Raw genomic sequence first — 22450 nt, forward strand, 5'->3', positions numbered from 1 at the left:
GAGCCCGGAATCTGCCGGCCAGGATCTTCAGTTATGGGCCCGTGCGCAGCTGGCCATAACGTTTGCTTTACCTTGGCCTTGTGCCCGCAAACCCTGGCGCCAGCAGGGGCTGCTTGCTGTTTGCCGGGGTTTGGGGCGTGCCTTCATGCCCTCTATTTGAACTTCCAATACGCCATGGACGAACAATCGGACATTGCTTATAACCGCTAGCGCTCAATGGATGATGCAGCAGGCGGTTGTATTTCATGGAAGACATCAACTCCGCGACTCTAGAAACAACGCTTCATTGCAAACGCGCTCGAACTCCAGGCTTGTCGCGTCGTGTCGCGAACAAGGGCTGGCACACCGCCCAAGACATCTCGCTGCTGGCGCAGTTGGCGGCGCTGCTGCATGACTTGGGCAAGGCCAGCCGGGCCTTCCAGCAGAAGCTGCGGCGGCGCAGCCTGGAACACAACCTGTATCGCCATGAGTGGGTATCGCTGCGGCTGTTCCTGGCTTTTGTCGGGACGGATGATGACCCTGCCTGGCTCCGGCGCTTGGCCTCGCCCAGTGCCGAGGATGATCAGGCTTGGCTGTCTGCCGGGCGTTTTCAGCGGGATGGGCTCGATGCCACGACGCCGCCATTCAAGCAGCTCGCGCCCTTGGCGGCTGCCGTGGCTTGGCTGGTGGTCAGCCATCATCGCTTGCCGACGCTGCCCAGCTGGAACGAGGCCGGTGATGGCGAGCAGTCGTGGCTGGGCAAGAAGTCCGTTCGCTTCAATCCCGCGATGCTGGACAACCTGATCGAGGGCATCACCCACGAGTGGAATGAGTGCAGTCGTTCGGCGCCGCTCAACGAGGTCGAGGCGTTCTGGCAGTTCGAGCATGGTATGCCCGTGGTCTATCCCCAGTGGCGGGCCCAGGCGGCCAAGCTCGCCCAGCGGTTGTTGGTGTTGCAAGCCAAGCCCGGTCACGGCGATTGGCTGGACAATCCTTATGTGATGCACCTGGCGCGGATGAGTCTGATGCTGGGTGATCATCACTATTCCAGCTTGCCGCCGGAGTCGAGCCAACGGGTCAGGGGCGATGACCAGGACCTGGTGTTCGCCAATACCCATAGCGACGGCCAGCTCAAGCAGCCCCTGGATGAACACTTGCTCGGGGTTGCTCGCATGACCCGCAGCATCGTCCATGGCTTGCCCGATTTCGAGCGGCACCTGCCGCGTTTGGCGCGTCATGCAGGCTTGTGCAAACGCAGTGGTTCCGGGCGTTTTGCCTGGCAGGACCAGGCGGTGGATGCGGCGACCGGTTTGCGTAGTCAGTCGCAGCGACAAGGGGCCTTTATCGTCAACATGGCCTCTACCGGATGCGGCAAGACCCTGGCCAATGCACGGGTCATGCATGCCCTGGCCGACCCCCAGGCCGGCATGCGTTGCACCTTCGCCCTGGGGCTGCGCAGCCTGACCTTGCAGACCGGCAACAGCTATCGCCAGCTGCTGAACCTGGGGGACGACGACCTGGCCATCCGGGTTGGCGGCTGCGCCAGCCGGGCGTTGTTCGAGCATTACCAGGCCCGGGCCGAAGCCAGCGGTTCGGCTTCGGCCCAGGCGCTGATCGAAGAAGACGGCCATGTGCGCTACGAGGGTTCGCTGGCCGCCCACGGCCTGTTGTCCAAGGTGGTGAACCAGCCCCAGATCACCGCGTTGCTCAATGCGCCCATGCTGGTCTGCACCATCGATCACTTGATGCCCGCCACCGAGGCGCAAAGGGCCGGGCGGCAGATTGCGCCGATGTTGCGCTTGCTCAGCAGCGATCTGGTGCTCGATGAACTGGATGATTTCGACCTCGCCGACCTGCCGGCCCTGACGCGCCTGGTGTACTGGGCGGGTTTGCTGGGCACGCGGGTGCTGTTGTCGTCGGCGACCCTGCCGGCGGCCCTGGTGCAGGGGATGTTCCAGGCCTATGGCGCCGGGCGCCGGCACTATCGGCGCAATCGTGGAGAACTCGACACGCCTGATGAGATCCCTTGCCTGTGGGTCGATGAGTTCACGGCCCAGCCTTTCAACTGCCACGATGCCAAGACCTTCAGCCAACAGCATCGGACCTTCGTCGACCAGCGGGTGCAGGCGCTCGGGCGTATCGAGCCCAGGCGGCGTGGCGAACTGGTTGCCTTGAGCATTGGCGCGCAGCCAGTGGCGGACATACGCCGGGCGTTCGCCGAACAGGTGCGAGCCACGATGTTGCAGGCCCATGCCCGGCATGCCGAGGTGTGTCCGCACAGTGGCAAACGCGTCAGTTTTGGCCTGGTGCGCATGGCCAATATCGAACCGCTGTTCGATGTCGCCCTGGCCCTGTTCGCTCTCGGTGCGCCTGCCGGCCAGCGCATTCATCTGTGCGTCTACCACTCGCGGTTCCCGCTGCTGCTGCGCTCGGCCATCGAGGCGCAGTTGGACACCTGCCTGGACCGTCGCCAGCCGGGCGCGGTTTATGACCAACCACAGATCCGCCAGCTGCTCGACCAGTACCCCGAAGAGGAACATCTGTTCGTGGTGCTGGGGTCGCCGGTCACTGAAGTCGGGCGCGACCATGACTACGACTGGGCAGTGGTCGAACCCTCATCGATGCGTTCGCTGATCCAGCTGGCCGGGCGGGTACAGCGCCACCGCCAGCAGCCGTGCCGGCACGCCAATATTTTTATCTTCGATAGCAACCTGCGGCATTTCGAACAACCTGGAGCCGCAGCGTTCATCCGCCCGGGTTTCGAGCATGACAGCCGCCAAGCGGATCACCCCATGCGCCTAGCCAGCCACCGCCTTGGGCAGCTGCTGGATCCGGCCGACTACCAGGAGCTCAGCGCTCGCCCGCGCATCCAGCCCAGGGCCAGTCAGGCGTGGCGTCCACGGCACAACCTGGTGGACCTGGAGCAGGCGCGGCTCAGCGCACAGATGTTGCCCAAGGATCGCAGCCGCGCAGGCCAACCGGCCCCACGCGGGGTCAAGCCTGTGGCTTTCGATCTGGACGCGGCCTGTGCCTGGCAGTACCCCAGGGCAGCCCTGACCTGGGCCTTGCCCCAGCAACAGCCTTTTCGTGAAAACACCATCAGGGAGACAGAGTTGCTGTGGTTGCCCGATGACGATGAAGAACGCTTGGTCCTGCACCGTATTCATGAGCAGCCCGGCGCGGCGGAGCTGTACCTGCCGGCTCAGCGGTTGCTGGAGAACATCGACCTGCAAGGGGTGTCCGCCCCAGGTATCAGCCCCTGGGGCCAGCATGACCTGTTGTCATTGCTGAACGAACAGGCGGCGATCCAAGGACTGCCGTTACGGACCTGCGCCGAGCGCTTCACCACGGTCAAGCTGAGCGCCAGTCCCCAGGGTTGGCGCTTTCATCCGGTGCTGGGGTTTGCCTCAAGAGCTTGAGCCACTGCCTCTGTTCAGGGGGCATCGGCCTCTTGAAGGCACAATCGCAGGTTGCTAAAACCCTTGATGGCCAAGAGCCATCAAGGATTGTCACGGACTTGTCATCGACAAGCGCTCTACAGGGAAGGGACATGAATCAAGGAACGAACCCGGCAATACGCTCCAGGCTGTTTCGCCACACCATCAACGCTTTCATCCAGGAACGGCGAGACGCAAAACTGAAAGGCGCTGAGGCCAGTGATGCACTCAGCGCCGCAAAATATGAATACGCCACCTGGCTCGCCGACGCGGCCCGTCGAGTAGGGCAGATCCAGGCCGTCACCCATGTGCTCAAGGCCACCCATCCCGACGCTCGCGGCAGCAGCCTGCATGTCGCTCCGCAAACATTGCCGCGGCACCGGGAAGTCGGCAGCCACATGCTGGGCAGCGATTACGCGCAGGACATCGTCGGCAACGCCGCCGCGCTGGATGTCTACAAGTTCCTCAAGCTGGAGGTGGAGCAACGTCGGCTACTGGACTGGCTGCTGGAGGACGATGCCGACCTGTTGGCCGCCCTGAGCCCGGCCCCGGCCCTGGCGCAAAGTTGGGCCGAAGCCTTCAAGGGCCTGGTTCGCCCCCATCAGACCTTGAGTTCCCACGCCATGGCCAAGCAGGTGTTCTGGTGTGTGTCGGGCGAGCCTGGCGACGATGCCGGTTTCGAACTGTTGCAACCGATGTTTCCCAGCAGCCTGGTCCATGCGGTCCATGCCGATATCAACGATGCACGTTTTGGGGAGCGCAACCAGGCGGCGCGCCAGGCCCGGCGCCAGCGTCAAGCCCACGACGGAGTCTATCGCGACTATCCACAACTGGTGATACGCAAGCTCGGCGGGACCAAGCCGCAAAACATCAGCCAGCTCAACAGTGAGCGTGGCGGAGTGAATTACTTGCTGGCGTCCTTGCCCCCTAAATGGCGCCAGCAGCATCCGGGCAACCTGCTGCACCTGGAGTCGGTGTTCAGTCGCCTGCGGCGTTTCGAAGACATGGGCGAGCTGATCGAGGCCCTCTGCCTCCTGCTGCAAGCCGATCCGGCGCGCAGCCTGCGCACTCGGGCTCAACGTGAACGTATAGAGCGCGCCCTGGGCCGGGCGTTGGCGGCCTTTGGCCTGAGCTTGCGGGCCTCTTTACCTCCTGGTTGGAGTCGTGACCGGCACTGCCAGCTGCCGCTGTGCGAACAACTCTGGCTCGACCCGCAACGCGCGCAGTTGGCATCGGCTGATGACCACCAGGACGCGGACCAAGCCTTCGCTGCGGCCTTCGCCCAACGCCGTTGGCCGGACGAGATCGCCCAGCGTTTCGGCCACTGGTTGAATGCCATCCTGCTGCAACGGGGCCTGCCGGTGGGCGATACCGAACAGGCGCATTGGGCGCGGCAGGCGGTGGTCGATGCCGAGATCTCATGCGCTACCCGTGAGGTGGTGGAGCAGGAGGTGCGCCATGGCTGAGTGCCCACATTTCGAGCACCTGCTGGTCATCCCTCACCTGCAAGTACAGAACGCCAACAGCCTTTCCAGCCCGCTGACCCATGGCTTTCCGTCGATCACCGCCTTTCTCGGGCTGATGTGGGCCCTGGAACGCAAGACGGTCGATACGGGCCTGGATCTGCAATTCAACGCGGTGGGCGTGGTGGTCCACGATCACGAAGAACAGGTCACCGCTGGTGATTTCGTCAACACCCTGCGCCTGACTCGCAACCCCCTCAATCGCGATGGCAGCACCGCCGCGATTGTCGAAGAAGGGCGGGTCCATCTGCGCATCAGCCTGGTATTCGCGGTCCAGAGCCAGGCCCTTGACGACAAGGAAAGTACCGTCGCCCGCCAAGTGCGGGAGCTCTTGCTGCAGATGCGTATTGCTGGCGGCAGCCTGATTCCCTCCCGTGCCCCCCAGGGCCAGCAACAGCCCTATTCGATCCCCATGACGGGTGATGAAGAGGCACGGGACGCGTTGTTCTACCAGGCCAAGTTGCGCCTGCTGCCGGGTTTCATCCTGGTGGAGCGCCAGGATCTGCTGGAGCAGCGCCATCGTGATCTGCAAGCCAGGCAACCCGGGGCTTCGGTGTTGGACGCCTGGTTGTCGCTGGCGCGGATCAACTGGTCCAGCGCGGGCCCCGACGCAGACGGGGAGGCTTCAGGGCCGGTGCAGTGGCGCAACGACCGCGCCGACCTCGGCTGGCTGGTGCCGATCCCCGTGGGTTATGGCGCGCTCACCGCCTTGCAGGCGCCGGGCACGGTGGCCCGGGCCCGCGACTCGCAAACGGCCTTTCGCTTCGTGGAAAACCTCTATGGCATCGGGCAGTGGATCAGCCCACACCGTTTGCAATCGCCACAACAATTGCTCTGGTACGCCGACTCTCGCAGCGACCAGGGCCTGTACCGCTGCCGCAACGACTACCGCGCGCCATCGCTGGCGCACCTCGACTGACTTCAAAGGAGTTCGAACATGAGCAATGACGCCCTGAAAACCGCTTCGGTCCTGGCCTTCGAGCGCAAACTCGACCCTTCCGATGCGCTGTTCCATGCCGGCGACTGGCAGTCGCGCAGTCAGTGGGAGCCGGTGGTGGTGCGGGAAAAATCCGTACGCGGAACCATTTCCAACCGACTCAAGGCCAAGGAGCTGGACCCAGCCAAGCTGGATGCCGCCATCGAGCATCCCAATCTGCAAACCGTGGACGTGGCCACCCTGCCGCACGATGCCGACACCCTGCGGGTCAGCTTCACCCTGCGGGTGCTGGCCGGTACTGGCCAGCCTTCGGCCTGCAACGATTTCGCCTACCGGCAGAAACTGCTGGAGACTGTACAGGGGTATGTCCAGGCCAATGGCTTTGGCGAATTGGCCCGCCGTTATGCCCATAACCTGGCTAACTGTCGCTTCCTGTGGCGCAACCGCATTGGCGCCGAGCAGGTCGAGGTGGAGGTCGAGCATCTGGTGGAGGGCCAGGCGGCGACTCAATGGCGCTTCGACAGCCTGAGCCTGTCCTTGCGCCAATTCGACGCTGCCGGTGAGCAGGGCGAGGCCTTGCAGTCGTTGGCTGGCTTGATTGCCCGGGGCCTGGCCGGCGAACAGCATGTGTTATTGCGCATCACTGCCTACGCACGCATGGGCGCCGGGCAGGAAGTGTTCCCGTCCCAAGAGCTGATCCTGGACCGTGGGCGCGGAGACAAGAGCAAGACGCTGTACAGCGTGGGCAACATCGCCGGCATCCACTCGCAGAAAGTCGGCAATGCCTTGCGCAGCATCGACACCTGGTACCAGGGCGCCGACAGCAACGGGCCGATCGCCGTGGAGCCCTATGGTTCGGTGACTACCCAGGGCAAGGCCTATCGCCAGCCTCGCGGCAGCCAGGATGATTTCTACACCCTGCTGGACAGTTGGGTGCTCAAGGATCGAGTACCCGCGCTGGAACAGCAGCACTTCGTGATCGCCACCCTGATTCGCGGCGGCGTGTTCGGCGAGGCAGGTTGAGCCATGGACCATTACCTGGATTTGAAACTGCTGCCGGACCCTGAGTATCCCGAGCCGCAGTTGATGAGCGCCTTGCTCAATAAATTCCATCGGGCCCTGCACGACCTGCGGCGCAACGATATCGGCATCAGCTTTCCCGATACCCGGCGACCGATCAGGCACCTGGGGTCGCACCTGCGCATCCACGGCAATCGCCAGGCCCTGGGCCAGTTGCTGGCCATCGATTGGCTGACCGGCATGCGTGACCATGTAGAGATCGGCCAGCCCTGCTCGGTGCCGACGTCGGTGCAGCATCGCCATGTCAGCCGGGTACAGGTCGATAGCAGCCCGGCACGCCTGCGTCGCCGCCTGATCAAGCGCCATGGGCTGACCGAGGACCAAGCCCGCCAGCGCCTGCCCGACAGCGCGGCGAAACGTTGCGACCTGCCGTTCGCGGTGATGCGCAGCCATACCAGCCATCAGCTGTTCAACCTGTTCATCCGCCACGGCCCGCTGCTTGAACAACCACAGCCCGGCACGTTCAACGGCTATGGCCTGAGCTCCAGCGCGACAGTGCCCTGGTTCTGACCCTTTTTTTCGGGTGCAGTGGAGCGCTTTGTAAAATCAATGACTTACAAGGCGCTTCAAAAAAAGGGTGTACAGCAATTTTTAACAGTCTTTCTTTTGAAATTCAGGAAGTTATAGAGAAAGTGCTCTAGTTCACTGCCGTATAGGCAGCTAAGAAAATCTCAGAGTCAGTTGCCCCGAGTGCGCACAGGTTCACTGCCGTATAGGCAGCTAAGAAATTCAGCAGCGAATGGATAGAGTTTCGAATGCTGTTCACTGCCGTATAGGCAGCTAAGAAAAGGACAATGGGATCAAGCGCTCGGGTGAAGATGTTCACTGCCGTATAGGCAGCTAAGAAAAAGCCGGCGCCGGCTCCAGAGCGATCGCTTGCGTTCACTGCCGTATAGGCAGCTAAGAAACCAAAAGTCTTGTAGATGTCCAGCAGCACCGTGTTCACTGCCGTATAGGCAGCTAAGAAAAAGGTGATATGCGTTATCTGGCGCAGAACTCGGTTCACTGCCGTATAGGCAGCTAAGAAAAATGGGGATGGCTGAGCGTGAACGATATCCGGGTTCACTGCCGTATAGGCAGCTAAGAAAGTCTGCCCCAGGCAGCGCGCCGGGCTCATAAAGTTCACTGCCGTATAGGCAGCTAAGAAAGCAGATCGTCGAGCAGATCGATTACGAGCTGAGCTCACTGCCGTATAAGCAGCTAAGAAAAGGAGTACTTGCTGCTTTGGAGGTTTGGCCATGTTCACTGCCGCACAGGCAGCTAAGAAACCAGTCCTTCAGCGTCCATCGGTGCTGTTCATCTCGATTGCCGAACAGGCAGGCAACACACAATCCATCATCAATCCATCGGCACCCGTTACTGCCGTAGAGGCAGCTTGAGAGACTTGATGCACTAATCGCTGGCTGGCCTGGGGCTCCCGGGCCGGGCGCGTCTTTGTCACATCCCCTTCATCGGCGCTGGCTAAGGTGGCCTCTTTTGACCATGTCAGGGAGTCACCATGAGCGAGTTCAACCTCGGTCGTCGACGGATCATGCAAATCGCCGGGGCGGGGATGTTGCTGCCCAGCCTGGCGCCGGCGGTGATCGCCTCGGTCAAGGATCGACCCAAGCTCACCGATGGCGTGCAGTCCGGGGACTTGCAGGGCGATCGGGCGGTCATCTGGAGCCGCAGCGACCGCCCGGCGCGGATGGTGGTGGAGTGGGACACCCGCAGCATGTTCACCAACCCGCGACGCCTGGTCTCGCCGCTGGCCGATGCCCGCACCGACTTCACCGCCCGGGTGGACCTGAGCGGGCTGCCGGTCAACCAGGCGATTTTTTATCGGGTGACCTTCGAGGATGCCCGCACCGGGGTGGCCAGCGAACCCTGGTTCGGCCATTTGCGCAGTGCCCCGAGCCAGCGCCGGGATATCCGTTTCGTCTGGAGCGGCGACACCGTCGGCCAGGGTTTCGGCATCAACCCGGACATCGGCGGCATGCGCATCTACGAGGCGATGCGCCTGCGCCTGCCGGACTTTTTTATCCACAGCGGCGACACCATCTACGCCGATGGCCCGGTGCCGGCTCAATTGACCACCGAGGGTGGGCGCATCTGGCGCAATATCACCACCGAGGCCAAGAGCAAGGTGGCCGAGACCCTGAACGAGTATCGCGGCAACTACCGCTACAACTTGATGGACGAGAACCTGCGCCGGTTCAACGCCGAGGTGCCGCAGATCTGGCAGTGGGACGACCACGAGGTGGTCAACAACTGGTCGCCGAGCAAGCAGCTGGACGAGCGCTACATGGTCAAGGACATCCAGACCCTGGTGGGCCGTGCGCGCCAGGCCTGGCTGGAGTACGCGCCGATGCGCCGGCAGAGTGCAGACGGTGGCGGGCGCATCTATCGCAAGCTCAGCTACGGGCCGTTGCTGGATGTGTTCGTGCTGGACATGCGCAGCTATCGCGGGCCCAACGATGACAACCTCGGCGGCGAGAAGCCGTTCCTCGGCCGTGAGCAACTGGACTGGCTCAAGCGCGAGCTCAAGGATTCCCAGGCGCAGTGGAAGGTGGTGGCGGCGGACATGCCCATCGGCCTGGGCGTGCCCGACGGCGAGGTCAGCCCCGGCGTGGCGCGCTGGGAGGCCATCGCCAACGGCGACCCGGGCCAGGCTCAGGGCCGCGAGCTGGAGATCGCCGAGTTGCTGGCCTACCTGCGCAAGCACCGGGTGCGCAACCATGTGTGGCTGACCGCCGACGTGCATTACTGCGCGGCCCACCACTACCACCCGGACCGGGCGGCGTTCCAGGATTTCGAGCCGTTCTGGGAGTTCGTCGCCGGCCCGTTGAATGCCGGCAGCTTCGGGCCCAACGTGCTGGACAAGACCTTCGGCCCCGAGGTGGTGTTCCAGAAGGCGCCGCCGACCCAGAACGCCTCGCCGTTCGCTGGGTTCCAGTTCTTTGGCGAGGTGCAGATCGATGGCCAGACGGCGGAGATGAGCGTGATCCTGCGTGATCTCGATGGCGTGGCGGTGTTCGAGCGCAAGCTGCAACCGGCCTGATGCGCGCCTATGGCCCATGGGGTAGGAGCGCGGCTCGCCCGCGATGAATGCTAACGCAGTGTCCTAGACACACCGCATCGCGCTTATCGTGGGCGAGCCTCGCTCCTGCGGGTCAGTAGACGTCGCGGCGGCAGCGGCCTTGTTCGATCAGGCGCTCGACCTGTTCGGCGCCCAGCAGCTCGTTGAGCACCTGGTCCACCCCCGAGGCCATGCCTTGCAGGCTGCCGCAGATGTAGAGCGCGGCGCCGTCGTCGAGCCACTGTTGCAAGGTCCCGGCGGCTTCGCGCAGGCGATCCTGGACGTAGATCTTCTGTTCCTGGTCGCGGGAGAAGGCCAGGTCCAGGCGACTCAGGTCGCCCCGGGCCAGCCATTCCTGCAGCTCGTCCTTGCAGTAGAAATCATGCTCGGCATTGCGCTCGCCAAAGAGCAGCCAGTTGCGTTGCTGACCCTCGGCGATCCGCGCCTTGAGCAGGCTGCGCAGCCCAGCCAGGCCGGTGCCGTTACCCAGCAAGATCAGTGGGCAGGGCTCGGTCGGCAGGTGGAAACCGCTGTTGCGGCGCACCCGCAGGCTGATGCTCGCGCCTACTTGGACGTGCTCGGTAAGCCAGCCGGAGCCGATGCCCAGGCTGCCGTCGGCGTGGCGTTCCTGGCGCACCAGCAGTTCCAGGCAGCCGTCGGCGGCGATCGAGGCGATGGAATATTCGCGCTGGGTCAGCGGCACCAGCGCATCCACCAGGGCCTGGGCATGCAGGCCCACCAGGTGGGCGCGGTTCTCCGGTAGCTGGCGGCTGCCCAGGGCCTGCTCCAGGCTCTCTTCCAGGCCGTCGAGCTGCACCGGGCTCTCGCCGGAAAGCCCCAGACCCTCGAGGAAGTGGTCCACCAGCCACGGGCAGTTGCGCGGCATGACTTCCACCAGGTCGCCGGCCAGCCAGCTGCTGGTGCCGGGCGGTTGCAATTGCAGCAAATAGACCCCGGAGCCGCTGCTCTCGGGGTTCAGCAGGTGGCGCTGGCTCAGGGTCCAGTTGGCGAAAGCCGGGGCCTGCCACAGGTCCACCGGGGCATGCCCGGTGAGCTGGCCCAGTTGTTGTTGCCAGTGGCGCAGGGCGTAGCTGTCGCCATTGTCGACTTCCACCGGGGTGAACAGGCTGCTGGCGCCCTGGCTCGACAGCCAGGTGTGCAGGCGCCGGGCGAAACCGCAGAACTGCGGGTATTGGCGGTCGCCCAGGCCCAGCACTGCGTATTCCAGGCCGTCGAGGGCCAGCTCGCGGCCCAGCAGCTTGCGCTCGAAGCCCCGGGCGCTGTCCGGGGCCTCGCCATCGCCAAAGGTGCTGACCACGAACAACGCCCGCTGGGCACTGCGCAGGTCCTGCTCGTCCAGGCTGGCCAGCGGGCGGACCCGGGCGCCGATGCCGGCGGCCTGCAATTGCCCGGCGGTCTGCCAGGCCAGTTGTTCGGCGAAACCGCTCTGGCTGGCAAAGCCGATCAGCCAGCCGTTGGTATCGTCGGTGGCCTGTTCCAGGCCCTGACGGGCGTCCTTGATCTGGCGCTTCTTGCGCCGCCGATCCAGGTACAGCAACCAGCCGGTGATGAAGAACAGCGGCATGCACAGCGAGGCCAGGGTCAGCACGATGCGCCCCACCAGGCCGAAGTAGCTGCCCACGTGCAGGGCGTAGACGCTGGTCAGCAATTGCGCCTTGAAGCTCTTGTCGGCGTAGCGCTCATGCCGGCTGATGACGCCGGTGGCCGGGTCCAGGGTGATCTGGTTCAGGGCGCGCTCGTGGGGCGAGTCCTTGAGCAGGTAGAACACCGTCGCCGGCTGCCCGGCCACGGGCGGCATGCGCACGTTGTAGGCGCTAAGGTCCTTGCCGGCGGCGCTGTAGATGCTGCTCCACATGGCGTTGTAGTCGGCCACCGGGGCCGGGCCCTTGGCCGGCGGGCCGCCACGCCCGCCCCGGGCGCGCTCGCTGTGTGGCGAGTCGGACAGCAGGCGGGTCAGGCCCTTGCTGTACCACTCGTACGACCAGTACAGGCCGGTGAGGGCGAACAAGAGGTAGAACAACAAGCACCAGGTGCCGAACACCGCGTGCAGGTCCCAGTTGAAGGCCCGGCCTTTCTTGGCCCAGTCCAGGGTCAGCCAGGCGCGCCAGCTGGCGACCTGGCGCGGCCAGCGCAGGTACAACCCGGACAGGCAGAAGAAGATCAGGATCAGGGTGCAGGCGCCGGTGATCTGCCGGCCGCTGTCGCCCATGGCCAGGAACCGGTGCAGTTGCAGCATGAAGCCGAAGAAGCCCTGGCCCACGGCCTCGCCGGTGAACTGGCCGGTGTAGGGGTCGAAGTAGCGCATCTGCCCACGGCGTTCCCCGGGCGGCGGGGTGTAGAACACCCGCGCGGCATTGCCGCTGTCGGTCTCGACCCAGAGCATGGACACGTCCTTGCCCTCGGCCGCCTGGAGTTTGGCCACCAGCTCGGCCGGCGGCAGGGTGCCGGCGGGCAGCTTGTCGACCTGCAGCACCGAGGGGTTGAGCGCCCGCAGGATCTCGTCCTCGAACGACACCGTGGCCCCGGTGATGCCCATCAAGGCCAGGACCAGCCCGGCGCTGATGCCGAAGAACCAGTGCAGCTGGAACAGGGTTTTCTTCAACACATCGACCGCCTTGTTCGTCCGAAGAGGTGAAACACGGCGCGCATTATGCCGTGTGTGAGCGAGAAGCATTCTTCTTTACATGCAAAAGCCCCAGGCAGCGGGTGCATGGGGCTTGGGCACCTGTGGCCGGGGCCACAGGGTGTCGCGGTGGATCAGAAGTGGAAGTTGGCACTCATCAGGGCGGTACGGCCTGGGGCCTGGTTGGCGAAGTGCGCCGCGTAGGCCTTGTCGTAGTAGGTCTTGTCCGTCAGGTTCTGCACGTTCAGTTGCAGGTCGACGTTCTTGGTCAGCTTGTAGCTGGCCATGGCGTCGTAGCGGGTGTAGGACGGTACATACAGAGTGTTGTTGTTATCACCCCAGACCTTGTCGACGTAGAAGGCACCACCACCGATGGTCAGCTTCTGGGTCAGGTTGTAGGTGGTCCAGAGGCTGAAGCTGTTCTTCGGCGTGTTGGGCAGCTCGTTGCCTTTGGCCGGGTTGTTCAGGTTAGTGATCTTGCCGCTGCGATCACCAGCGGCACCTGGATCGACGATGGTGCTGTCCAGATAGCTGTAGCCGGCGAACACTTGCCATTTGTCGGTCAACTTTCCGCTGGCTGTCAGCTCGAGGCCGTCGACGCGGGTCTTGCCGGCGTTTTCGTAGGTGTAGTTGCTACTCAAGACTCGGGTGTTTTCTTTCTCGGTGCGGAAGATCGCTCCGGTCAGCGACAGCCGCTCGCTGAACAGATCCCATTTGGTACCGATTTCGTAGTTGGTGGTTTCCTCGGGCTTCATGTCGCTGACGATGCTGGTCGGCGTCCCGGAGGTGGTCGCGAAGGGGTTGGGTTCAGCCCCGTTATCCAAGGTGCTGCCCACCGGTGTTGCAGACGTGGCATAGGAAATGTAGACGCTACCGTTGTCCTGGGGCTTCCAGATCAACCCCAGCTGGCCGGTCACGAATTCACTGGTGTCCTCAGCCTTGAAGGTGGTGGTACGAGCGCCGTTCTTGGTCTTGGCTTGGGTTTCGAAATGGTCGTAGCGCAGGCCCATGTTGACCAGCCACTGCGGGGTCAGCTCCAGGGTATCTGCGAAGTAGATGGCACGAGTGGTGCCCTCGGTATCGGTACCCGCGTAGTTACGACTGATAGTGCCGGCGTAGATGTCGTCCGGCGTCGGATTCGACAGCGAGGTACAGACGCCCGATGGCTGCGGCACGTTGCACTTGATACTCGAGTTATTGGAAACGTTGTAGCCGCTCTTCTTCGAGGACTCGTCGGACAGTTCGATACCGGTGGAGAAGTTGTTCTTGAAGCCACCCAGGACGAACTCACCATAGAGATCGGTCTGGTTGGTGGTGGTCTCGGTATTCGAGACCCGGGTGTTGGCCCGGCGCCATACCGTGCCGCTGCGTACGTTGCCCTGGCTATCGTCCGGCTGGGTCAGGATGTAGTCCTGCATGCTGGTGCCGTGGCGGAAGGTGTTCTTGAGGGTCAACGAGTCGTTCAGGTCGTGCTCGAAGGCGAAGGTCGCCGTGTCCACCCGGGACTTGCGGAAGTCGCGATCGGTCAGGCCGTAGAAGTTGCTGCTATCGCCACCGTTGACTGGTTTGTCCGGATGCGCGGCGGTGTGGGCCGTGCCCATGGAGTAGCCGTAGGGAATGCCCGAATCCGGCAGGTCGTCGCTTTCCAGATGGTAGTAGTCGAGGAATACCCGGGTGTCGGTACCCAGGCCGAAGGCCAGGGACGGCGCGACGCCCCAACGGTCGTAGTTGACCTTGTCCCGTCCAGCGACATTGCTTTCATGGCTCATCAGGTTCAGGCGGCCCGCAACGGTGTCACTGAACTGATAGTTGCCGTCCAGGGTGTAGCGTTGAGTCTGGTCGGAGCCCCAGGTGAAACCACCGTCGAGGGAGTTGCCCAGGTGAGCTTTCTTGCTGACCAGGTTGATGCTGCCCCCTGCTGCGCCACGGCCACCCATGGCCGAGTTCGGGCCTTTGCTGACCTCGATATTTTCCACGGCGAAGACTTCCCGGCTTTGAGCGCCGGTATCGCGTACGCCATCCAGGTAGGTGTCGCTTTGTGCATCGAAACCACGAATGAAGGGGCGGTCACCTTGTGGGTTGCCACCTTCACCAGCGCCGAAGGTGATACCTGGAACGGTGCGCAGTGCGTCTTGCAGCGAGGTCGCCGCCGTGTCCTTGAGGACTTGCTGCGGTACTACAGTTACCGAGCGCGGGGTGTTGACCAGCGGTGCCGTGTACTTCTTCGAGGAGGAGCTGTCGACCTTGTAGGACGTCGCGTCCTGGGCCTCGCCAGTGATGCTGGTGGCTTCCAGGGCAATCGCTCCCGAGGCTTTCTTGCCGGTGTCCTCGGCGGCCTGGACCATGTGCGCGGCAGAGCCGGCGGTGATGGCGACGCCGATGGCCGATGCCAGCAAACGTGGCGAACTGACAGCGGATAATGGTTGTTGGCGTGTCATGTCTTGTCCCCTCCCCGAGGTTTTGAGGCCGCGGAATATAGGGGATGCGAGCATTCGTTATCAATTGCGAAATATTGCTATTCGCACTGAATTTACATTCTTTACAATTTATCTTTACGGTTTTTGCATTCCCATCCGTCCCGGGCGTTTTACACAGTCAATAAGAATCAATACCATTGCCGCACTTTCGGCTTCCAGGTACCTGGCCATGTTGCTGCACATCCCCGGCGTGTTCACCCGTGATGAAGTAGGGCGCATCCGCCAAGCCCTGGAGCAGGCGGACTGGGCGGACGGCAAGATCACCGCCGGCTACCAGTCGGCCAAGGCCAAGCACAACCTGCAACTGCCCGAGGGCCATCCGCTGGCCCGGGAGATCGGCGAGGCGATGCTCGAGCGGTTATGGCAGAACCCGCTGTTCATGTCCGCCGCCTTGCCGCACAAGGTGTTCCCGCCACTGTTCAACTGCTACACCGCAGGTGGCAGTTTCGACTTCCATATCGACAATGCCGTGCGCCAGCCCAAGGGCAGCGCCGAGCGGGTGCGTACCGACCTGTCCTCGACCCTGTTCTTCAGCGACCCTGAGGACTACGACGGCGGTGAGCTGGAGATCCAGGACACCTACGGCGTGCAGCGGGTCAAGCTGCCGGCCGGCGACCTGGTGCTGTATCCCGGCACCAGCTTGCACAAGGTCAATCCGGTGACCCGTGGTGCCCGCTACGCTTCGTTCTTCTGGACCCAGAGCCTGGTGCGCGAAGACAGCCAGCGGGCGCTGTTGTTCGAGATGGACGGGGCGATCCAGGAGCTGACCCGGGACATGCCCGAACACCCCTCGCTGATCCGCCTGACCGGCACCTACCACAACCTGCTGCGCCGCTGGGTCGAGGTCTAGGCCATGGCTTTTCGACTGCGCCGCGAGGAAAGCCTCGATGGCGGGCAACTGAGCGCCATGCTCGAAGAGAGCCCGGGCCGCGCCGCCCAGGCGATCCTGCTGGCCGCCGGCGAAGGCCTGGTGGACGCCCAGGCGCTGCTGGGGCAGATCCTGCTCGATGGTCGCGGCATCGAGCGGGACCAGGCCCTGGCCCTGCGCTGGTTCGGCATCGCCGCCCAGCGCGGGCACCTGATGGCGCGCAACATGCTCGGCCGTTGTCATGAACACGGCTGGGGCTGCTCGGCGGACGCCGGCGTCGCTGCCGAGCATTACCGCCAGGCCGCGGCTGCCGGCCTGGACTGGGGCCTGTACAACTACGCCAACCTGCTGGCCACCGGCCGTGGCGTGCCCCAGGACCACGGTCGGGCCCTGGCCTGCTACCAGCGCGCCGCGCAGCTGGGCCATGCCAAGTCGATGAACCTGCTGGGGCGTTACCTGGAAGAGGGGCTGGTTTGCCCGGCCGATCCCCAGGCGGCCCGGGATTGGTATCGTCGCTCGGCCGAGGGCGGTGACTTTCGCGGGCAGTTCAGCCATGGGGCGATCCTCGCCGATGCCGGGCGCATCGACGAAGCCCAGGACTGGCTGCAGCGGGCCCTGGCCGGCGGCAACCTGAATTTCCTCCGGGTCGCCCGTGGGGTGCTGCTAGAGGCCCGCCATCCCGAGATCCGCCAGTTGGCCCTGGCCTATCACCAGCGTGCGGCGCAACTGGGGGATGAGCGGGATGCCGCAAGGCTTGCCGAGTTGGCGGCCACGCTCGACCTGTTGCCTTCTGAGGGCCTGGCCGAGGTGGACGCGGACAGAGTCGTCGAGCATCAGGTGGTGCAGGCTTGGGCCGAGGACCTCTCCAAGGACGCAAAGGTGTAAACCTTATTCAGGACGGCACAGCGCTCATAAAAAAGCCCATGACACGTCATGGGCTTTTTCTTACCGCTTGCAGCTCAAGGCTTGCCGCTGCCGTCAGACGTAGTAGGCCTTCAGCGGTGGGAAGCCGTTGAACTCCACGGCGCTGTAGCTGGTGGTGTAGGCGCCGGTGGACAGCCAGTACAGGCGGTCGCCGATGGCCAGGTTCAGCGGCAGGCCGTACTTGTAGTTCTCGTACATGATGTCGGCGCTGTCGCAGGTCGGGCCGGCAATCACCACTTCTTCCACTTCGCCTTTCTTCTCGGTCCAGATCGGGAACTTGATGGACTCGTCCATGGTTTCGATCAGGCCGGAGAACTTGCCCACGTCGGTGTATACCCAGCGCTCCACGGCGGTGCGCGACTTGCGTGCCACCAGGACCACCTCGCTGACCAGGATGCCGGCGTTGGCGATCAGCGAACGGCCCGGCTCGAGGATGATTTCCGGCAGGTCGTCGCCGAAGTCTTCCTTGAGGAAACGGATGATTTCCTCGGCGTAGGTTTCCAGGCTGTTGGTGCGGGTGATGTAGTTGGCCGGGAAGCCACCGCCCATGTTGATCAGCTTCAGTTCGATGCCGTCTTCTTCTTTGAGACGCTCGAAGATCACCTTGACCTTGGCGATGGCGGCGTCCCAGACGCTGATGTCGCGCTGCTGGGAGCCGACATGGAACGACACGCCGTAAGGCACCAGGCCCAGGTCGCGGGCCAGGATCAAGAGGTCCATGGCCATGTCGGTCTGGCAGCCGAACTTGCGCGACAGCGGCCAGTCGGCGGTGGTGGAGCCTTCGGTGAGGATGCGCACGTAGACCTTGGAGCCCGGGGCGGCCTTGGCGATATTGCGCAGGTCGGCTTCGGAGTCGGTGGCATACAGGCGCACGCCCTTCTCGTAGAAGTAGCGGATGTCCTTGGACTTCTTGATGGTGTTGCCGTAGCTGATGTTGGCCGGGTTGACGCCGCGACCCAGCACCTTGTCCAGCTCGTAGATCGAGGCGATGTCGAAGCTCGAGCCTTTTTCGTGCAGCAGGTCGATGATTTCCACGGCCGGGTTGGCCTTGACCGCGTAGTAGACCTTGGCGAATTCGAACCCGGCGCGCAGGTCGTCGTAGGCCTGGGCGATCATCTGGGTATCGATCATCACGAACGGGGTTTCTTTCTGGTCGGCGAACGCCTTCATTTTCTGAAAGGTTTCGCGCGCGAAATAGTCTTCGACGTTAATCGACATGCGTGGAAGCTCCTGATGGCAAACGTTGGTAATCAATGGGTGGCAGGCAATGCCAGGGTCGACACCGCCTTGTGAACGTCCTCCGTATCCCCACTTTGGTTCGCCTACTTCCCAAGGCATGTCGCCGAAAGCAAAAAGGCCATGGGAAATCTGCCCTTGGCCTTGCTGTCTCGTCGTCAGTACTTGAGCCGGATGGATCGTTTCCAGCATGGACGTTCGGCGCGAACTTTAGGCGGTGAGGGGGCTGAGATCAACAAAAAATGTCGCGTTTTTGCACTTGTCTGACGTGCGTTATCGGCATGTCCTTTTGTAGCCGACACAGATGACCGGCAGATGTTCCCGAAGAATTTCCGAGTGTTAAAAATACCTGCACGTTCGCGGCTTTTGCGCGCCAAGTGGTGGTGAACTGCCGAAGTCGCCAACATCGGCGACGTTAGCGGCGAGAGGGTGGCCAGAGGGGGATTTTGCCTGTTGCGTCAGGTTCCGGCGGGGAGCTTTTGCCGGGGCGGCTGTTGATATTTCTTTTCGCCGCCCGGGTGGGTAAAAAAACGCTGGCGAGCAAGCGTGCTTGCTCGCCACGGGTTGGCTTTTGATTATTTATTGATCAGGCACTCACGGCCTCGGCCGGGGAGACGATGTTGGTCTTCATCCCACGGGAGCGTCCCGAGCTGAGATAGGCGGCGATGGACTCCTGGGTCACTTCGCCGAGGAACACCCTTTCGGCGTCCAGCACCGGCAGCCACGAGCGGTTGAACTCGTACATGCGCGACAGCAGGATGCGCAGGTGCTCGTCGTAGGCGGCGGTGGCGTTGAACTGGCGCAGGAACTGGCCGCAGGTGCCGCCCTGGCGGTGCAGGTCGCGGCGCCGTACATAACCCAAGGCTTTATTCTCGGCGCAGGTCACCACCACGTAGCGCCGGTCGTGCTCGTCCATCAGTTCCAGGGCCTCGGCCACCGGGGTGTCCGGGCTCACCGACGGCGCGTTGTCGGCCGCGTCCTCGGCCTTGACCAGCAGCAGGCGCTTGAGGGTGCTGTCCTGGCCGACGAAGTTGCTGACGAAATCGTCCGCCGGATGGGCCAGCAGGGTGTCCGGGTGGTCGATCTGCAGCAGTTTGCCGGCGCGGAAGATGGCGATCTTGTCTCCCAGCTTGATGGCCTCGTCGATGTCGTGGCTGACCATGATCACGGTCTTGTTGAGCGCCCGCTGCATCTCGAAGAACTCGTTCTGGATCATCTCGCGGTTGATCGGGTCCACCGCACCGAAGGGTTCGTCCATCAGCAGCAGCGGGGCCTCGGCGGCCAGGGCGCGGATCACTCCGATCCGCTGTTGCTGGCCGCCGGACAGCTCGCGCGGGTAGCGATGCAGGTAGTGCTTGGGTTCGAGCTTGATCATGCTCATCAGCTCGCGGGCGCGGTCGTGGCACTTCTGCTTGTCCCAGCCCAGCAGGCGCGGCACCACGGTGATGTTTTCCTCGATGGTCATGTTGGGAAACAGGCCGATCTGCTGGATCACGTAGCCGATGTTGCGACGCAGGGTCACTTCGTCCAGGCCGGTGGTGTCCTCGCCGTTGATCAGCACCTTGCCCGAGGTGGGCATGATCAGGCGGTTGATCATCTTCAGCGTGGTGCTCTTGCCGCAGCCGGAGGGGCCGAGGAATACGCAGATCTCGCCTTCGTTGACGGTCAGGCTGACCGAGTCGACGGCTTTGACATCCTTGCCGTTGCTGCGAAAGGTCTTGCTCAGGTTCTGTAGTTCGATCATTTCAGGGCTCCTATTGGGCTCAATCCTTTTGGCGTCAGCGAACGTTGCAGCCATTGCAGAAGCAGGTCGGCAAAGATGGCCAGCAGGCTGACCAGCACGGCGCCGACGATCAACATCGACATGTCGCTGCGGCTGATGGAGGCCAGGATCAGCACCCCCAGGCCGCCGGCGCCGATGGTGGCGGCGATGGTCATGACGCCGATGTTCATCACCACCGCGGTGCGTACTCCGGCGAGGATCACCGGCACCGCGATCGGCAGCTCGACCATGCGCAGGCGCTGGCCGAAGGTCATGCCGATGCCCCGGGCGGCCTCGCGGATGCCCGGTTCGACGCCGGTCAGCGCCAGGTAGGTGTTGCGCATGATCGGCAACAGGGAATAAAGGAACACGGCGGTGATCGCCGGCAGCGGCCCCAGGCCCTGGCCGAACTTGGAGTAGAACGGCAGCAGCAGGCCGAACAGGGCGATGGAGGGGATGGTCAGCAGCACCGTGGCGCTGGCCTGCAATGGCCCGGCGAGGCTGGGGAAGCGGGTCATCAGCACGCCCAGGGGTACGCCAAAGACGATGGCCAGGGTGACGGCGATGCCCACCAGGGTGATGTGTTGCCAGGTCAGGTGCAGGACCTGGGCCCAATCGAGATGGGAAAAGGCGTTCAAGAATTCCATGTCTTCTCCTCTTTAGTTGATCGGGTGCTGGCGCAGGAAATCTGCGGCCACGGCGGAGGGGCTTTCATGGTCGACGTCGACCCGCGCGTTCAGCTGGCGCATGGTTTCGTCGTCGAACAGCGCCGCCAGCGGCTCGAGTTCGGCGGCCAGTTGCGGGTGAGCGTCGAGGTAGGCCTGGCGCACCACGGGAGCGGCGGTGTAGTCCGGGAAGTAGTGCTTGTCGTCTTCCAGCAATTTGAGCTTGAAGGCGCTGAGGCGTCCGTCGGTGGTGTAGACCAGGCCGGCAAACACCTGGCCATTGCGCAGGGCGGTATAGACCAGGCCGGCGTCCATCTGCCGAGTGTTCTTGCGGGTCAGGGCCATGTCATACAGCTTGACCATCCCGGCCATGCCGTCGGAACGGTTGGCGAACTCGGTGTCCAGGGCCACCAGGCGGTTTTCTCGGGTGTTTTCGTCCAGGGCCCGGGTCAGGTCGCTGATGCTGTTGATCCGTGGATGTTCCTTGGCCACGTTTTCCGGCAGCGCCAGGGCATAGGTGTTGCTGAACTTGGACGGCGACAACCAGACCAGGCCTTTTTTCGCGTCGAGTTCTTTCACCCGGGCGTAGGACTGCTGCTTGTCGAGCTTCTCGTCGATGTGGTTGTAGGCCACCAGCGACACCCCGGTGTATTCCCAGATCAGGTCCAGTTGGCCGCTTTCCTGGGCGCTGCGCGCCAGGTTGCTGCCCAGGCCGCCGGTGACCCGGGTGTCGTAGCCCTTGCTGCGCAGGTACTGGGAGGTGATTTCCGCCAGCAGGGTCTGCTCGGTGAAGACCCGGGCGCCGATGCGGATCAGCGGTTTTTCCGCGGCGTGGGCCAGTGCGCTGAAAAGCAGGACGCAGCCGAGTATCAGGCTCAATTTCTTCATGTCGGTTCCTTGTCTCTGACGGGCTTAGGACGGGCGCAGGCCACGTTCCAGCCAGAGGCGGCTGGCCAGGGTCACCAGGCCGTCCAGAAGCAGCGCCAGCAGGGCGGTGCAGGCGGCGCCGAGCAGCAGTTGCGGCTGATTGTTCAGGGCGATGCCGGGGAAGATCAGGCTGCCCAGGCTGTTGGCGCCGATCAGGAAGGCCAGGGGCGCGGTGCCGACGTTGATCGCAAGGGCCACCCGCACGCCGCCGACGATGATCGGCACGGCATTGGGTAATTCGACTTTCCACAACACCTGGCGCGGGGTCATGCCGATGCCGGTGGCGGCTTCCTTGAGCGAGCCCTGGACGTTCTTCAGGCCTTCATAGGTATTGCGCACGATGGGCAGCAGGGAGGCCAGGAACAGGGCGAAGATCGCCGGCCCGCTGCCGATGCCGAGGACCCCGAGGGCAATGGCCAGGACGGCCAGGGGAGGAATGGTGTTACCGATGTTGAACACTTGCATGAAGCGTTCGGCGCGCCTGGCCATGGCGGGGCGGCTGAGGAGGATGCCGGCGGGAATGCCGACCAGCAGGGCGGCGCACATGGACGCCAGGACCAGGAACAGATGAGCTTGCAGGTAGAACAGTAGATCGTCGCGGTAGTGTTCGATCGTCTTGATGCCGATCCAGTGGACCAGCAGGGCCAGGAGGGCAATGACCGCAGCCCCTCCTATCAGCCCTTTGCCATAGCGAATAGCCACGGGCGGACTCCTTTTTTCTTATCGGTCGGCGGGCGCTTTCCCCTGTGGCAGGGCCGTGGCCGACTGCCGGGAAAGTCCCCGCGAAAAGCAGTTCGTCGAGTGCCGGCAGGGCGGCGGTGAACGAACCATGAGCGCAGCTTCGTCAAGCTAACTTGCTGAAATTCCAGGCATCTGATGAGCGCCTGGCAGGGAAGTGGACGTCTCCACCTTTTAAAAGGTTCCATAGTCGGC

Annotated in this window: 15 protein-coding genes and 1 CRISPR repeat array; of the genes, 8 read left to right on the forward strand and 7 right to left on the reverse strand. The window is 63.4% G+C overall.

The genetic code is table 11. The features are described 5' to 3' along the window. The first annotated feature begins 311 nt into the window (after nucleotides 1-311). The 6 genes from cas3f (at nucleotide 312) to GDH07_RS02665 (ending at nucleotide 9996) form a co-directional block, all read left to right on the forward strand. On the forward strand, nucleotides 312-3398 hold the full coding sequence (gene cas3f, locus GDH07_RS02640; protein ID WP_178124004.1) for a type I-F CRISPR-associated helicase Cas3f: 3087 nt from the start codon (nucleotides 312-314) through the stop codon (nucleotides 3396-3398). 131 nt (nucleotides 3399-3529) lie between these two features. Continuing rightward, complete coding sequence (csy1, locus tag GDH07_RS02645) at nucleotides 3530-4882, forward strand: type I-F CRISPR-associated protein Csy1 (RefSeq protein WP_152896624.1); 1353 nt, start codon at nucleotides 3530-3532, stop codon at nucleotides 4880-4882. After that, nucleotides 4875-5858, forward strand: coding sequence for a type I-F CRISPR-associated protein Csy2 (gene csy2 / locus GDH07_RS02650; RefSeq protein ID WP_152896625.1), 984 nt, complete (start codon nucleotides 4875-4877; stop codon nucleotides 5856-5858). Before csy1 ends, csy2 begins: the two co-directional genes overlap by 8 nt. Nucleotides 5859-5876: 18 nt before the next feature. Continuing rightward, a complete protein-coding gene (gene csy3 / locus GDH07_RS02655; RefSeq protein ID WP_152896626.1) occupies nucleotides 5877-6899 on the forward strand; it encodes a type I-F CRISPR-associated protein Csy3 in 1023 nt (340 codons plus the stop codon). A 3-nt stretch (nucleotides 6900-6902) separates the two neighbouring features. Further along, a complete protein-coding gene (gene cas6f, locus GDH07_RS02660; protein ID WP_152896627.1) occupies nucleotides 6903-7466 on the forward strand; it encodes a type I-F CRISPR-associated endoribonuclease Cas6/Csy4 in 564 nt (187 codons plus the stop codon). Nucleotides 7467-7596: 130 nt separating this feature from the next. Continuing rightward, a CRISPR array of direct repeats spans nucleotides 7597-8224; the repeat unit is 28 nt; unit sequence GTTCACTGCCGTATAGGCAGCTAAGAAA. 230 nt (nucleotides 8225-8454) lie between these two features. Beyond that, nucleotides 8455-9996, forward strand: a complete 1542-nt coding sequence (locus GDH07_RS02665; protein WP_152896628.1) for an alkaline phosphatase D family protein — start codon at nucleotides 8455-8457, stop codon at nucleotides 9994-9996. A 112-nt stretch (nucleotides 9997-10108) separates the two neighbouring features. Here the strand turns inward: GDH07_RS02665 and GDH07_RS02670 are convergent, their stop codons facing one another. Further along, complete coding sequence (locus GDH07_RS02670) at nucleotides 10109-12640, reverse strand: PepSY domain-containing protein (protein ID WP_343038106.1); 2532 nt, start codon at nucleotides 12638-12640, stop codon at nucleotides 10109-10111. Nucleotides 12641-12792: 152 nt separating this feature from the next. Further along, complete coding sequence (locus tag GDH07_RS02675; protein ID WP_152896630.1) at nucleotides 12793-15096, reverse strand: TonB-dependent receptor; 2304 nt, start codon at nucleotides 15094-15096, stop codon at nucleotides 12793-12795. Nucleotides 15097-15304: 208 nt separating this feature from the next. On the opposite strand from GDH07_RS02675, the gene GDH07_RS02680 reads away from it, so the two are divergent. Both GDH07_RS02680 and GDH07_RS02685 read left to right on the forward strand, forming a co-directional pair. Next, nucleotides 15305-15985 carry a Fe2+-dependent dioxygenase gene (locus GDH07_RS02680; protein WP_053138545.1) on the forward strand — a complete coding sequence of 227 codons (681 nt, stop codon included), beginning with the start codon at nucleotides 15305-15307 and terminating at the stop codon, nucleotides 15983-15985. A gap of 3 nt (nucleotides 15986-15988) precedes the next feature. Further along, complete coding sequence (locus GDH07_RS02685) at nucleotides 15989-16888, forward strand: tetratricopeptide repeat protein (RefSeq protein ID WP_152896631.1); 900 nt, start codon at nucleotides 15989-15991, stop codon at nucleotides 16886-16888. Between the two features lie 93 nt (nucleotides 16889-16981). Here the strand turns inward: GDH07_RS02685 and GDH07_RS02690 are convergent, their stop codons facing one another. The 5 genes from GDH07_RS02690 to GDH07_RS02710 all read right to left on the reverse strand — a co-directional run bounded on the left by GDH07_RS02690 (nucleotide 16982) and on the right by GDH07_RS02710 (nucleotide 22219). Then, a complete protein-coding gene (locus GDH07_RS02690; protein WP_053138548.1) occupies nucleotides 16982-18145 on the reverse strand; it encodes a type III PLP-dependent enzyme in 1164 nt (387 codons plus the stop codon). 604 nt (nucleotides 18146-18749) lie between these two features. Next, a complete protein-coding gene (locus tag GDH07_RS02695; RefSeq protein WP_053138550.1) occupies nucleotides 18750-19907 on the reverse strand; it encodes an osmoprotectant ABC transporter ATP-binding protein OsmV in 1158 nt (385 codons plus the stop codon). Next, complete coding sequence (locus tag GDH07_RS02700; protein ID WP_022642285.1) at nucleotides 19904-20572, reverse strand: ABC transporter permease; 669 nt, start codon at nucleotides 20570-20572, stop codon at nucleotides 19904-19906. Before GDH07_RS02700 ends, GDH07_RS02695 begins: the two co-directional genes overlap by 4 nt. 12 nt (nucleotides 20573-20584) lie before the next feature. Then, a complete protein-coding gene (locus tag GDH07_RS02705; RefSeq protein WP_022642286.1) occupies nucleotides 20585-21478 on the reverse strand; it encodes a glycine betaine ABC transporter substrate-binding protein in 894 nt (297 codons plus the stop codon). Between the two features lie 24 nt (nucleotides 21479-21502). Beyond that, nucleotides 21503-22219, reverse strand: a complete 717-nt coding sequence (locus tag GDH07_RS02710) for an ABC transporter permease (RefSeq protein ID WP_053138556.1) — start codon at nucleotides 22217-22219, stop codon at nucleotides 21503-21505. Nucleotides 22220-22450 lie beyond the last annotated feature (231 nt).

This window comes from Pseudomonas piscis, assembly GCF_009380155.1.
GTDB classification, from domain to species: domain Bacteria; phylum Pseudomonadota; class Gammaproteobacteria; order Pseudomonadales; family Pseudomonadaceae; genus Aquipseudomonas; species Aquipseudomonas piscis.